Origin of the sequence: Methylobacterium adhaesivum (assembly GCF_022179065.1) — a bacterium.
Classification (GTDB): domain Bacteria; phylum Pseudomonadota; class Alphaproteobacteria; order Rhizobiales; family Beijerinckiaceae; genus Methylobacterium; species Methylobacterium adhaesivum.
In genome coordinates this window covers 98,741-111,681 of the sequence record NZ_BPQD01000016.1, presented here as the reverse complement: position 1 = coordinate 111,681, position 12,941 = coordinate 98,741, and the positions used below count along the sequence as shown (strand labels likewise).

Sequence of the window (12,941 nt, the reverse complement as noted above, 5' to 3'; positions counted from 1 at the left end):
CGTCCCCGCCGAGTGATTCTCCTCGGTCGTCGCAAACGGGCGCGGCGGTGCACGGCCCGGCTCCCGGAGTGGACACGTCGACCCGTAGTCAACCTACGGTCTTTCCTCTTCCCGGAATGCCACTATGGAAACGGATGCGGATCACTCCCATGTGATCGGTCCAGATGGGGAAGGGTAGCCAAGCCTACCGACCCATCATAGGAAGCCATGTTAACCCCTGTTACACGCATCATCAGGATCGGGCATCGCGCAGCCGCACCGATCGAGGAAGTGAGCCGAGTTTGAAGCCACGGACCGAGACCCCGCCGCAGATCGACCTGACGGCCTGCGATCGTGAGCCCATCCACATCGTCGGCAGCGTGCAGCCGCATGGATTCCTGCTCTCTCTCGATGCCGAAACCTTGGCGATCGCGCAGGCCAGCGAGAACGTACCGGCCCACGCGCAGGTCGGCGCCCGTCTCGACGCCGTACTGCCCGAACTTGTCGCGGTCGTGCGCCGTTACCTCGACGATCCACCGAAAGAGGACGGTGCCCATTACCTGCGCACGGTCACCCTCATCGGCACGGGGCTGACCTACGAAGTGGCGGCTCATCGGGTCGATGGCCTCGTCGTGCTGGAGTTGGAGGAGATCGACGGCGCCGACATCGAGGCCGGGCTCGACGCCCTGACGCCGCGCCTTCGCGCCTTCGTGCAGAGCCTGCGCGTTGCTCCCTCCATCGAGGAACTCTGCGAGATCGTCGCCACGGACATCCGGCACATCACCGGCTTTGACCGCGCCCTGGTCTACCGATTCGATCGCGACTGGCACGGGACGGTTCTCGCCGAGAGCGGGAACGGGGTCCTGCCGTCCTACCTTGACCTGCGCTTTCCCGCTTCCGACATCCCGGCCCAGGCGCGCGAACTCTATCGGCGCAACCGCCTGCGCATCATCCCGGATGCCGGATATCGCGCCGTGCCGATCCGGCCGGACCGGACGCCGGCGGGCAAGCCCCTCGACCTCAGTCAGTCGGTCCTGCGCTCGGTCTCGCCCGTGCATGTCGAGTACATGCGCAACATGGGCACCATGGCTTCCATGTCGGTCTCGATCCTCGTCGACGACACCCTTTGGGGTCTGGTCTCCTGCCACAACCGCGAACCGCGCCGGGTGCCGCTCCAGGCCCGCAACGCCTGCGACTTCCTCACCCAGATCTTCGCCCTGCAGCTCTCGGCGCGCGAACGCGGTGCCCAGGCCGAGCAGCGGTTGGCCCTCGGAGCGGTGCAGGCGCGGCTCCTCGGCTTCATGGCCGAGGAGGACAGTTTCGTCGACGGTCTGCTGAAGCACCCTGACGACGTGATGGCCCTGGTGAATGCGCCGGGCGCGGCCATCGTCACGGGCGATCGCTGCCGCCTCATCGGCATCACCCCGCGCGAGGAAGATGTTCGCTCTCTCTACGATTGGCTTTCGAGCCAGACCGATGAGGCCGAGGTCTTCGTGACCGAGTCGATGTCGGAGCTCCTGCCGGAGGCCCGGTCCTTCGCCGACACCGCGAGCGGCGTTCTCGCCATCTCGGTTTCGAAGAAATACGCGAGCTACATCCTTTGGTTCAGGCCGGAGGTGGTGCGCACGGTCAAATGGGGCGGCAATCCCGTCAAACCGGCGATCCCCGATCCGGCGGGCGGGCCTGACCGCCTCCACCCGCGCAAGTCCTTCGAGATTTGGAAGGAGACGGTGAAGGCTCGCTCCCTGCCCTGGAGCGTGCCGGAGGTCGAGGCGGCCAAAGACCTGCGCACCTCGGTCCTCGGAATCGTGCTGCGACGGGCCGAGGAGCTGGCGTCCCTGAGCGAGGAACTGCAACGCTCGAACAAGGAACTCGAGGCGTTCTCGTATTCGGTCAGTCACGATCTGCGCGCGCCGTTCCGGCACATCGTCGGCTACTCGAACCTCCTGAAGAACCGCGAGTCCGCCAACCTCTCGGATAAGGGCCGGCATTATGTCGAGACGATCATCGAGGCGGCGCTCTCGGCCGGAACCCTCGTCGACAACCTGCTGACCTTCTCGCAGATGGGGCGCCACGCCCTGAACCGGGTGTCCGGCGACATGAACGCCCTCATCGAGGAAGTTCGCCGGAAGGTGATGCGCGACGTGCCGGCCGACCGTGCGGTGCGATGGCAGATCGGCACTCTCGGGCGGGCCTACGCGGACCCGTTCATGTTGCGCCTCGTCGTCGAGAACCTGCTCTCGAACGCCATTAAGTACACCCGCGGCCGACCGGAGGCGGTCATCGAGATCGGGCGCCTGCCGCCGACGGAGGGCGAGGCCGTCTTCTATGTGCGCGACAACGGTGTCGGTTTCGACATGGCCTACGTCGACAAGCTGTTCGGGGTATTCCAGCGCCTCCACCGGGTCGAAGAATTCGAGGGCACCGGCATCGGCCTCGCGAACGTGCGCCGCATCGTTGAACGCCACGGCGGCCGGACCTGGGCCGAAGGCAAGCTCGGGGAGGGCGCAACCTTCCACTTCACGCTGCCTCTGAGGGGCGAGGCACACTGAGATGGCCAAATTGAAACCGATCCTCCTCGTCGAGGACAATCCCAACGATATCGAGCTCACGCTCGCGGCCCTCGAAGCCGGGCAACTCGCCAACGAGATCGTCATCTGCCGGGACGGGGCTGAGGCCCTCGATTTCGTCTATCGCCGGGGCGCTTACGAGAAGCGCGCGGAGCAGGATCCCGCCGTGATCCTGCTCGACCTGAAGCTGCCCAAGGTTGATGGGCTCGAGGTTCTGGCCAAGGTGAAGGGCGATCCGCAGACCCGTGCGATCCCGGTTGTGATGCTGACCTCGTCGCGCGAGGAGACGGACGTCGTGCGCTCCTACGATCTCGGTGTGAACGCCTTCGTGGTGAAACCCGTCGGGTTCAATGAATTCTTCAAGGCCATCCAGGAACTCGGCGTGTTCTGGGCCGTCCTGAACGAGCCGCCGCCGCATCGGGGGGGGTGGCCATCCAACGCTTGATCGACTCCGAGACCGTGATCCGCATTCTCCACCTGGAGGACAGCGACCTCGACGCCGAATTGGTGGAGGCCGCCCTCGACGCGATCGGCCGCCCCTATTCGATCGAGCGGGTTATGGATCGTCCCGCCTTCACCGCCGCGGCCGTGCCAGGGCGGCACGATCTCATCCTCGCCGACTTCGTTCTACCGACCTTCGACGGGATCAGCGCCCTCGCGGTGGCACGGGAGCAATGCCCCGATACGCCGTTCGTGTTCGTCTCCGGCACCCTCGGCGAGGAGACGGCCGTCGACGCCCTGAAGAACGGCGCCGTCGATTACATCACGAAGCAGCGCCTCGAACGCCTTCCCCGCACGGTCCTGCGAGCCCTCGCGGAAGCGCAGGCGAAGCACGACAAGCGCCGGGCCGAGGCTGCGCTCCAAGCGCTCAACGAAACGCTGGAAGTCCGCATCGCGGAGCGGACCCGCGAACTCGCGGCATCGAACGCCGAGTTGCAGACACAGATCATCGAGCGCGAGCGCGTCGAGGATGCCCTGCGGCTTGCCCAGCGGCTGGAGGCCGTGGGGCAGCTCACGAGCGGCGTGGCGCACGACTTCAACAACCTTCTGACCGTGATCTCGGGCAACATCGAGTTCCTCGCCCGTGAGATGACGAGCGAACGTTCGCAGCGCAGACTCGCCATGATGAAGGGGGCGGCGGATCGCGGCGCCAACCTCACCGCTCAGCTCCTCGCCTTCTCACGGCGTCAGCGCCTGGCACCGACGCCGGTCAGCCTGAACCAGACGGTCGCCTCGATGCGCGACCTGCTCCAGAGTTCGATGGGCGGCGCCATCCGGATCGAGACGACCCTGCAGCCCGAGCTCTGGCCGGCCCTCGTCGATGCGACCCAGATCGAACTCGTGATCCTGAACCTCGCGATCAATGCGCGCGACGCTATGGAAGTGGGCGGTTCCCTCACCATCGAGACCGCCAACGTCACGGTGACCGGGCAGCCGACGCGGCCGGAGGAGCCGATCCCCGGCGACTACGTTATGGTGGCGATCAGCGATACCGGCACCGGCATGCCGCCGGAGGTGGTCAAGCGGGTCTTCGAGCCGTTCTTCACCACCAAGGAGGTCGGCAAGGGTTCCGGACTCGGCCTCGCCCAGGCCTACGGTTTCGTGAAGCAGTCGGGGGGCGGCATCCGCATCGACACCCGCGTCGGAGAAGGAACCTCGATCCGAGTCTTTCTTCCTCGCGTCGAGGGCGCCTTCGAATCCCCGTCCCAGGGCGCGTCGTCGTCCGATAGGGCCGAGGCGCCCGCCTCGGCGCGCCGCTCGGTCCTGCTCATCGTCGACGACGATACCGCCGTCCGCGAGGTCACGATCACGCGTCTTGCCGAAGCAGGCCACGTGATTCGGGAGGCGGGCTCCGGATTGGCGGCTCTGGCGTCCCTTGAAGCCGATTCCCGCGTCGACCTCGTGGTGCTGGATTTCGCCATGCCCGGCATGAACGGCGCCGAGGTCGCAACGGAGATCCGCAAGCGCTGGCCGGGCATGCCGATCCTGTTCGTGACCGGATACGCCGACACCACCGCCCTCATGACAGTCGGCGCCGTGGGGCCTGACAGCATCGTCCAGAAGCCGTTCCGAGAAGGTGAACTGGAGCGCAAAGTCGCCTTGGCCGTCGCGAACCGATTGCAACCGGGCCTGCGCCTCGTCTCCAGCGGCACGGCCGGACACTGAGGCCGACGCGAGGCTTGGCGCGTCGACGGAGTGGAAGCGAGACCTGCCGATCACCGGGTCCCCGATGAAACGTCCTTGATCTTGGGCCACCGCGCGGCCGGACGGCAGATGCCGCCCGGGCGGTTACCGCCCGCCGAAGCAGCCCTCGCTTGCGTGGACCCGGCGCGTGCGGTGACGCACGCCCGGGTCTGGCTTGCGTCTTGCGGCCCATGACATTCCGTCGTGCGCAATCCAACTACCGTCATCGAAGCCCGGCGTCCTCAGGGATGCCGCAGGGCTCCGTTCGTCCCTGAACACCGCGAGAGCCAAACATGCCGAGTCTATCCGATCCGATCCGCATCGGCGCGATCGAAGCCAAGAACCGTGTCTTCATGGCTCCGCTGACCCGCGGCCGCGCCACCCGCGCGCATGTCCCCACGCCGATCATGGTCGAGTATTACACTCAGCGCGCTGGCGCCGGCCTTATCATCAGCGAGGCCACTGGCATCAGTCAGGAAGGGCTGGGTTGGCCCTACGCCCCCGGTATCTGGTCCGACGAGCAGGTCGCGGCCTGGAAGCCGATTGTCGAGGCCGTGCACGCGGCCGGCGGCCGCATCGTCTGTCAGCTCTGGCACATGGGTCGCATCGTCCATCCCGACTTCCTCGACGGCGCCAAGCCGATCTCGGCCTCGGCCACGACGGCGCCGGATGCCGCGCACACCTATTCGGGCAAGAAGCCCTACGCCGAGGCCCGGGCGCTCCCCATCGAGGAGATCCCCCGGCTCCTGGCCGACTACGACCGCGCCGCCCGCAACGCCATCGCGGCAGGTTTCGACGGGGTCCAGATCCACGCCGCCAACGGCTACCTCATCGACCAATTCCTGCGCGACGGCGCGAACTTCCGCGATGACCGCTACGGCGGATCCGTCGAGAATCGCATCCGCCTGCTGACGGAGGTGACGCAGACCGTAGTCGACGCCATCGGGGCGGATCGCACCGGCGTGCGCCTCTCGCCCAACGGCGCGATCCAGGGGGTCGACGATTCCGATCCCGACGCCTTGTTCGGGGCCGCCGCCATGGCTCTGGCCAAGATCGGCATCGCCTTCCTCGAGCTGCGCGAGCCCGGCCCAGAGGGCACCTTCGGTACGGCCAATCATGCCCCCGTCGCCCCCGTCATTCGGAAGGCGTTCTCTGGTCCCCTGGTGCTCAACTCCGATTACGATGGTCCGAAGGGCCAGGCGGTCCTCGATGCCGGGCAAGCCGATGCCATCGCGTATGGCCGGCCATTCATCGCCAATCCGGACCTTCCCGCCCGCATCGCCGAGGGTGTACCCCTGAACAAGGACGAGCAGAAGACCTGGTACAGCCAGGGTCCCGAGGGCTACATCGACTATCCAGCCCGCTCGGGTGCCAAAGCCGCCTGATCGCCGGGCCCGCACACCGGCATGTGATGCCGGTGTGCGACCAAACGTTTCGCATCGCGCTTGGCCCGCTCCGTCGCACGCCCTATTTGAGGACGCTGACGAGGACCCGCTTTTGACTGCGATCACTTCCTGCGACGGCGCCCAAGAGGACTGGACCGAGGCCGAACGGCTCGAGATTCTCCGCGACACGAAGCTTCTCGATACGGCTCCGGATCCCGCCTACGACGACCTCATTCGCATCGCCTCAGTCGTCTGTGCCGCGCCCATCGTCCTCATCAGCCTCGTCGACGAAGATCGCCAATGGTTCAAGGCGCGGATCGGTTTCGATTTGCCCGAGACGCCGCGGTCCCTGTCCATCTGCGCGCACGCCATCCGGAACGGACCGCTCCTCGTGATTCCGGATCTCACCACCGATCCGCGCACGGCCAGCAATGCCCTCGTGGTTGGCGCCCACAATCTGCGATTCTATGCGGGCGCCGTGATCCGCGCCGAGGGTGGCCAGCCCCTGGGAAGCGTGTGTGTCCTCGATCGTGTGCCCCGGCCCGAGGGGCTCACGGATGTCCAGGCCAAGACGCTGGAAGCCCTGGCCCGTCAGGTCGCGACCCTCATCGCCTTAAAGCGCGCGCGGGAGATCGTGTCCGACCGCGAGGCGGATCTCGCGGCAAGCGAGCGACGCTTCCGGGTGATGACCGACGCCATGCCCCAGATGGTCTGGACGACCCGGCCCGATGGGTTCCATGATTTCTACAACGACCGGTGGTATGAGTTCACCGGGGTGCCCTTTGGTTCCACGGATGGCGAGGGCTGGAACGATCTGTTCCACCCCGACGACCGGGAGCGAGCCTGGGCGCGCTGGCGGCGCAGCCTCGCCACCGGCGATCCCTACGAGATCGAGTATCGTCTGCGCCACCATACCGGAAGCTATCGCTGGACTCTGGGGCGGGCGGCCCCCTTGCGCAGCGCCGATGGGCGGATCGAGCGCTGGTTCGGAACCTGCACGGACATCGAGGATCTGAAGCGCGCCGAGGAGGAGGCGCGCAAGCTCGCCGCCGTCGTCGAGCATTCCAAGGATTTCATCGGGATCGCCGACGAGAACGGGCACACGCTTCACGTCAACGCCGCCGGTCGCCGCCTCGTGGGACTCGCCGATGCCGATGCGGCCCGGCGCACCATCGTGAGCGACTATTTCATGCCCGAGTGCCGACACGTCCTCGCCGAGACCGTGCTGCCGGCCGTTCGCCGGGACGATTGGTGGGAGGGCGAATTGACCTTCCGCCATTTCGTGACGGGGGAGGGGATCGCCGTACTCTACAGCGTCTTTCCCGTGCGCGACGAGCGCGGCGCCCTCATCGGCTACGCCAGCGTCACGCGCGACCTGCGCGAGCGCAAGCGGGCCGAGGAAGCCCGCAATCTGCTCATCAAAGAGCTATCCCACCGGATTAAGAACATTTTCGCCGTGGTCGAAGGCATCGCCGCCCTGTCGGCGCGGGCCGACCCGGCGGCCCGCCCCTTCGTCGCCGCCTTCCGCCAGCGCCTCGGCGCCCTCGCTCAGGCCCACGAATACGTGCGTCCGCATTCGGCCGCGAGTGCACCGGCGGTGCAGGGCCAGACCCTGTTCGGCCTCATGCGCCTTCTCCTGGCGGCCTACGCCCAGGATGGCCGCGAGCGCATCGCCCTCCTCGGCGACGACATCGCCGTGGGCGACCGGGCGGCCACGGCCCTGGCGCTCATCATGCACGAGCAGGCCACGAACGCGATGAAGTATGGCGGCCTCTCAACGGAGGCCGGGGCCGTACGCCTGACGGGCCGGCGCAACGGTGAGACCTACGAGCTCGTTTGGGCCGAATCCGGCGGGCCGCCCGTGGCCGGGGCGCCGACCCGGCGCGGGTTCGGCACGGTATTGGCCGAGCGCAGCGTCGCGGGGCAGCTCGACGGAACCCTGGAGCACGACTGGAACGGCGCCGGCCTCGTCATGCGCCTGACCGTTCCGGCCGCCAATCTCGCGGCGTGACACCGGGCCCCTACCGCCTCGTCGTCTTCGATTTCGATGGGACCCTCGCCGACAGCTTTCCTTGGTTCGCCCGCGTCATCAACGATGTCGCCGATCGGTACCGCTTCGCCCGCATCGCTCCGGACGAGACCGAGGTCCTGCGCGGGCTCGATGCCGCCGGCATCGTCCGCCATCTCGGGATCGCGCCATGGAAGCTCCCATTCATCAGCCGGCACATGCACGCCCTGGCGGCCCGTGACATCGGCGAGATCCAGCTGTTTCCGGGTATCGCCGCGATGCTGTCGGACCTCGATGCGGCGGGCATGCCGCTCGCCATCGTTAGTTCCAACACGCGCGCCAACATCGAGGCCGTGCTTGGCCCCGAGGCGCGGCGCTTCCGCTACTTCGCCTACGGAGCCTCGCTGTTCGGCAAGGGCAGGCGCCTCGGTGCCCTGATCCGCGAAGCTGGGTTCGACCCGGCGATGGTCCTCTACGTGGGCGATGAGATCCGCGACCACGACGCGGCCCGCGCGGCCGGCTGCTCCTTCGCCGCCGTGGCCTGGGGCTACACCCGCCTCGAAGCCCTCCGGGCGACGGGGCCGGCCCTGCTTCTCCACAGTCCCGGCGCGGTCGCGGCCGCCGTCACGGCTCCCTTATCGGTTCGGGCGCGCTGAGCCTGTCGGGGCCTCGTGGGGAGGTTCCGCCTACCCCTGAACGGCGAAAGCCGCCCCCGTCTGCACTAGGGCGGCTTCGCAGGACCACGAGACGGCGATGGAACCGTTACTGACCGGCGCGGGCGCCCGGGACCACGCTGGCGCCGCTGCCGCTGCCGAAGGGCTCGTAGCGGGTGAGGCCACGGAACAGCTGGCTGAGGAAGGCCCGGTCCGCACCGCTCGTCGGCGTCGCGCGTTCGATGAAGTCGAACACCTTGCCGTCCTGCAGGCCGTAGAGCGCCACGCGCTCGACCTTGAAGGCGGGGGTGAAATAGACGGCGGTGACCTTCTGGTCCTCAACCTGCTCGCCGAGAAACAGCACCGTGCGGCGGGTGTTCTGGCTGATGTAGTACCAGCTCTTGTTGCCGACGGTGGAGACGGTGGAGGGGGTGCCGAGGATCGTCAGCACCTGTTCCGCGCTCATGCCGGGCTTGACCGTCGCCAGCGCCGCCTGGTCAATCTGGTAGCCGTGGCGAAGGTCTTCGCCGATGCAGCCGGCAAGACCCAGGCCGAGCAGGCCGACGACGGCGAGGCGGGCGAGCGGCGAAACGAAACGGCGCGACATCGACCACCCTTGATCTTGCTGAGGAACTGAACGCGTCTGCGGCGATGAGCCCGACACGGTGCCGGAACTTCCGGAGAAGCCCGAAGACGGTTGCACCTTGACCATTCGTTGCCGTACCGCGGGGTTATGGTTTTGACAAGGCAAGCGCGGTCACACCCGACCCTTCCGCACGGTCTGCGACGGGCTGTCCACACGGGATGGAGGCAGGTATGATCGGTCGTCTGTTCGGGCGAACGAACCCCCGTGAACGCCTGATCCGCGAACTTCACGGGCGCATCAATACGGCCGCCCGCGTGCCGGCCCTCTACACCGCGCTGGGCGTACCCGACACGGTGGAAGGGCGCTTCGAATGCCTGAGCCTGCACGTGATCCTCGTGCTGCGCCGCCTCCATCACCTGCCGGACCCGGCGGCCGACGTGGCGCAGGACCTCGTCAATGCGGTCTTTTTGCAGCTCGATTCCTCCTTGCGCGAGAGCGGGATCGGTGATTTCGGGGTGCCCAAGCGCATGAAGAAGCTCGGCGCCGCCTTTTACGGCCGGGCCGCCGGCTACGACGCCGCCCTCGACGGGGCCGATGCGGACGCCCTGGCGAAGGTCCTGGCCCGCAACGTCCTCGGCATCGACAACCCGGCTGACGCGGCCGGCCTCGCACGCTACGTGATGGCGAGCGATCGGGCGCTGGCCGGCCTCGACCTCGACACCCTCGTCGAGACCGGGCCGGTCTTCGCTTCCATCGAAACCCCCGCCGGACCGGCGGGCCAATCTGGAGTTCTGCGATGACACGGGATCAGGCGGTCGGTCCGCTCACACGCTCGATCCGGGTCGATCGCATGGCGCGGGCGCAGGGCGATTTCATCGTTACGGCGACGCCCGAGGAATGCGCGGCCCTGGCGGCCGATTTCGGGATTCCCGCGATTCGCGACCTCGTCGGGCGCTTCCGGGTCGGCGGCACCCTGGAGAATCTCAAGGTCACGGGAACCGTCGAGGCCGTGGTCACCCAGATCTGCACCGTGAGCCTCGATCCGTTCGAGGCCTCCGTCTCGGAGCCCGTCGAGGTGACCTTTACGGACGGCGAGATCCCGACGGGCCACGACGCGGAGGATGTCGAGGTGCCCGATCCCATCGTCAACGGAAGGGTCGATTTCGGCACCCTCACGGCCGAATTCCTCGCGATGGGCCTCGACCCCTATCCGCGCAAGCCCGGCGTGACTTTCGACCTCGCGGAGCCCGATCCCGAGGATGCGCCGCTCGCCGGCCTGCGCGCTCTGCAGGGAGACCGGGCGCCCCAGGGAAACAAGGACTGATCCGGCATCGGCCGGATCGTCGCACTCGAACGACGCCGTTCCGACGCGATCCACCGGAGTTCCCGGACGGCCTCGGGCAGATTTCGTTTGCCCGGCGGCCGCGAGTCGCTATTTTCCGCCGCGCCGTGACCGATGCCGCCCCGATCCGGCCTCCGTTCGCGCGCCCGTCCCTATCCGCTCACGAGGCCTTCGGCGAACTTTCATGTCCCAGAGAGTGTGCATCTCGCTCGACGCCATGGGCGGCGACCACGGCCCCACCACGGTGGTTCCGGGCGCGGCCATCGCGCGCGAGCGCCATCCCGAGATGACGTTCCTGATGTTCGGCGACGAGGCGATCCTCGCTCCCCTGGTGGCGGCCGAGCCGCGCCTGAAGGGCGCCGTGGAGATCCGGCACACGGCCTTGTCCATCGCGATGGACGAGAAGCCGAGCCAGGCCGTGCGCACGGGCCGGGGGAAGTCTTCCATGTGGAAGGCGATCCAGGCGGTTAAGGATGGCGAGGCCGATGCGGCTGTGTCCGCCGGCAACACCGGCGCCCTCATGGCCATGTCGAAGATCTGCCTCAAGACGTTGGCCGGCATCGAGCGCCCGGCCATCGCCTGCCTGTGGCCCACCGTGCGCGGCGAGAGCGTCGTGCTCGATGTCGGCGCCACCATCGGGACGGATGCCGAGCACCTCGTCGAGATGGCCCTCATGGGATCGGCCATGGCCCGCATCGTGTTCGACCTCGACCGGCCGACCGTTGGCCTCCTCAACGTCGGCACCGAAGAGATGAAGGGCAACGAGGCGGTCAAGGAAGCCGCCCGGCGCCTGCGCGAGGCGGATCTGCCAAATCTGACTTATCACGGGTTCGTCGAGGGCAACGATCTCGGCAAGGGCACCGTCGACGTGGTGGTGACGGAGGGCTTCACGGGCAACATCGCCCTGAAGACCGCCGAGGGCACCGCCAAGCAGATCGGCAGCTACCTGCGCGCCGCCATGAGCCGGACCCTGTCGGCCAAGATCGGATACTTTTTCGCCCGTCAGGCGTTCAAGGCCCTGCGGGACAAGATGAACCCGAGCCGGGCCAATGGCGGCGTCTTCCTCGGCCTGGAGGGCATCGTGATCAAGAGCCACGGGTCGGAGGACGCGCACGGTTTCGCGGCCGCCGTCGATCTCGCCCACGACATGGCGCGCCACGACCTCATGCGGACCATCCGCGACATGCTCGAACTGACGCCGGCGGGGGCCTCTTCTTGAGGCTGCCCCATGTCGAGGACGATACGATGACACGCCTGCGCTCCGTCGTGGTCGGCTGCGGCTCCGCCCTCCCGGCCCGATGCGTCACCAACGACGAGTTGGCCGAGACCGTCGAGACCTCCGACGAATGGATCGTCCAGCGCACCGGTATCCGCCAGCGCTACCTGTCGGACGCGTCCGAGACGACGTCGGTCCTCGGCACCCGCGCGGCGCAGGCGGCCCTCGACGACGCCGGCCTCGACGCCGCTGACATCGACCTCGTAATCTGTGCCACCTCGACGCCGGACCACACCTTTCCCTCGACGGCGACGCAGATCCAGGCCGGCCTCGGCATGACCGGCGGCGTCGCCTTCGATCTCCAGGCCGTCTGCGCCGGCTTCGTGTATGCCGTCACCACAGCCGACAAGTTTCTCGTGACAGGCTCCGCCCGGCGCGCCCTCGTGGTCGGTGCGGAGACGTTCTCGCGCCTGCTCGACTGGGAGGATCGCACCACCTGCGTGCTGTTCGGCGACGGGGCTGGCGCCATCGTGCTCGAGGCCCGTGAGGGCGAAGGCACCAGCGCCGACCGCGGCGTGCTGACTGCGAGCCTGCGTTCGGACGGGCGCCACCGCGAGAAACTCTACGTCGATGGAGGTCCCGGCTCGACGGGGACCACCGGACACCTGCGCATGACCGGCAAGGAGGTGTTCCGCTTCGCCGTCGGTCAGGTGACGGACGTCATCGACGACGCGTTCCGGGCGTCGGGCACCACGGCGGACGACCTCGACTGGTTCGTGCCGCACCAGGCCAACCGGCGGATCATCGAAGCCTCGGCGGACAAGCTCGGCATCGCCCGCGACAAGGTCGTGCTCACCGTGGACCGGCACGGCAACACCTCTGCCGCTTCCATCCCCCTCGCCCTCGACGTGGCCCGCAGGGACGGCCGGATCAAGAACGGCGACCTCGTGATGATCGAGGCCATCGGCGGCGGCTTCACCTGGGGCGCGGCCCTGATCCGCTGGTGATGCGCCCACAT

At 67.8% G+C, this 12,941-nt stretch carries 11 protein-coding genes; 10 read left to right on the top strand and 1 reads right to left on the bottom strand.

The window, feature by feature from the left end; genetic code table 11:
- Window positions 1-281: 281 nt before the first annotated feature.
- The 6 genes from MFF01_RS13890 (at window position 282) to MFF01_RS13865 (ending at window position 8,782) form a co-directional block, all read left to right on the top strand.
- Complete coding sequence (locus MFF01_RS13890; protein ID WP_238226289.1) at window positions 282-2,531, top strand: ATP-binding protein; 2,250 nt, start codon at window positions 282-284, stop codon at window positions 2,529-2,531.
- A 1-nt stretch (window position 2,532) separates the two neighbouring features.
- A complete protein-coding gene (locus MFF01_RS13885) occupies window positions 2,533-2,994 on the top strand; it encodes a response regulator (RefSeq protein WP_238226287.1) in 462 nt (153 codons plus the stop codon).
- A gap of 14 nt (window positions 2,995-3,008) precedes the next feature.
- Complete coding sequence (locus MFF01_RS13880) at window positions 3,009-4,715, top strand: hybrid sensor histidine kinase/response regulator (protein ID WP_238226285.1); 1,707 nt, start codon at window positions 3,009-3,011, stop codon at window positions 4,713-4,715.
- Between the two features lie 311 nt (window positions 4,716-5,026).
- The gene (locus tag MFF01_RS13875; protein WP_238226283.1) at window positions 5,027-6,118 is read left to right on the top strand and encodes an alkene reductase; all 1,092 of its coding nucleotides are present in this window, start codon (window positions 5,027-5,029) and stop codon (window positions 6,116-6,118) included.
- Window positions 6,119-6,230: 112 nt separating this feature from the next.
- On the top strand, window positions 6,231-8,129 hold the full coding sequence (locus MFF01_RS13870; protein WP_238226281.1) for a PAS domain S-box protein: 1,899 nt from the start codon (window positions 6,231-6,233) through the stop codon (window positions 8,127-8,129).
- Window positions 8,126-8,782 carry an HAD hydrolase-like protein gene (locus MFF01_RS13865; protein ID WP_238226280.1) on the top strand — a complete coding sequence of 219 codons (657 nt, stop codon included), beginning with the start codon at window positions 8,126-8,128 and terminating at the stop codon, window positions 8,780-8,782. Before MFF01_RS13870 ends, MFF01_RS13865 begins: the two co-directional genes overlap by 4 nt.
- Window positions 8,783-8,888: 106 nt before the next feature.
- Here MFF01_RS13865 and MFF01_RS13860 read toward each other — a convergent pair whose 3' ends face one another.
- The gene (locus MFF01_RS13860) at window positions 8,889-9,386 is read right to left on the bottom strand and encodes an outer membrane protein assembly factor BamE (protein WP_238226278.1); all 498 of its coding nucleotides are present in this window, start codon (window positions 9,384-9,386) and stop codon (window positions 8,889-8,891) included.
- A gap of 209 nt (window positions 9,387-9,595) precedes the next feature.
- On the opposite strand from MFF01_RS13860, the gene MFF01_RS13855 reads away from it, so the two are divergent.
- The 4 genes from MFF01_RS13855 to MFF01_RS13840 all read left to right on the top strand — a co-directional run bounded on the left by MFF01_RS13855 (window position 9,596) and on the right by MFF01_RS13840 (window position 12,930).
- Window positions 9,596-10,165: a ubiquinol-cytochrome C chaperone family protein gene (locus MFF01_RS13855; protein WP_238226276.1), complete on the top strand. Its 570-nt coding sequence runs from the start codon at window positions 9,596-9,598 to the stop codon at window positions 10,163-10,165.
- Window positions 10,162-10,689: a YceD family protein gene (locus MFF01_RS13850; protein ID WP_238226275.1), complete on the top strand. Its 528-nt coding sequence runs from the start codon at window positions 10,162-10,164 to the stop codon at window positions 10,687-10,689. The genes MFF01_RS13855 and MFF01_RS13850 overlap by 4 nt, the downstream gene beginning before the upstream one ends.
- Before the next feature lie 202 nt (window positions 10,690-10,891).
- Entirely contained in the window at window positions 10,892-11,926 is a 1,035-nt protein-coding gene (gene plsX, locus MFF01_RS13845) for a phosphate acyltransferase PlsX (RefSeq protein WP_238226273.1), read from the top strand.
- A gap of 26 nt (window positions 11,927-11,952) precedes the next feature.
- Window positions 11,953-12,930, top strand: coding sequence for a beta-ketoacyl-ACP synthase III (locus MFF01_RS13840; protein WP_238226271.1), 978 nt, complete (start codon window positions 11,953-11,955; stop codon window positions 12,928-12,930).
- The last annotated feature ends 11 nt before the right edge of the window (window positions 12,931-12,941 follow it).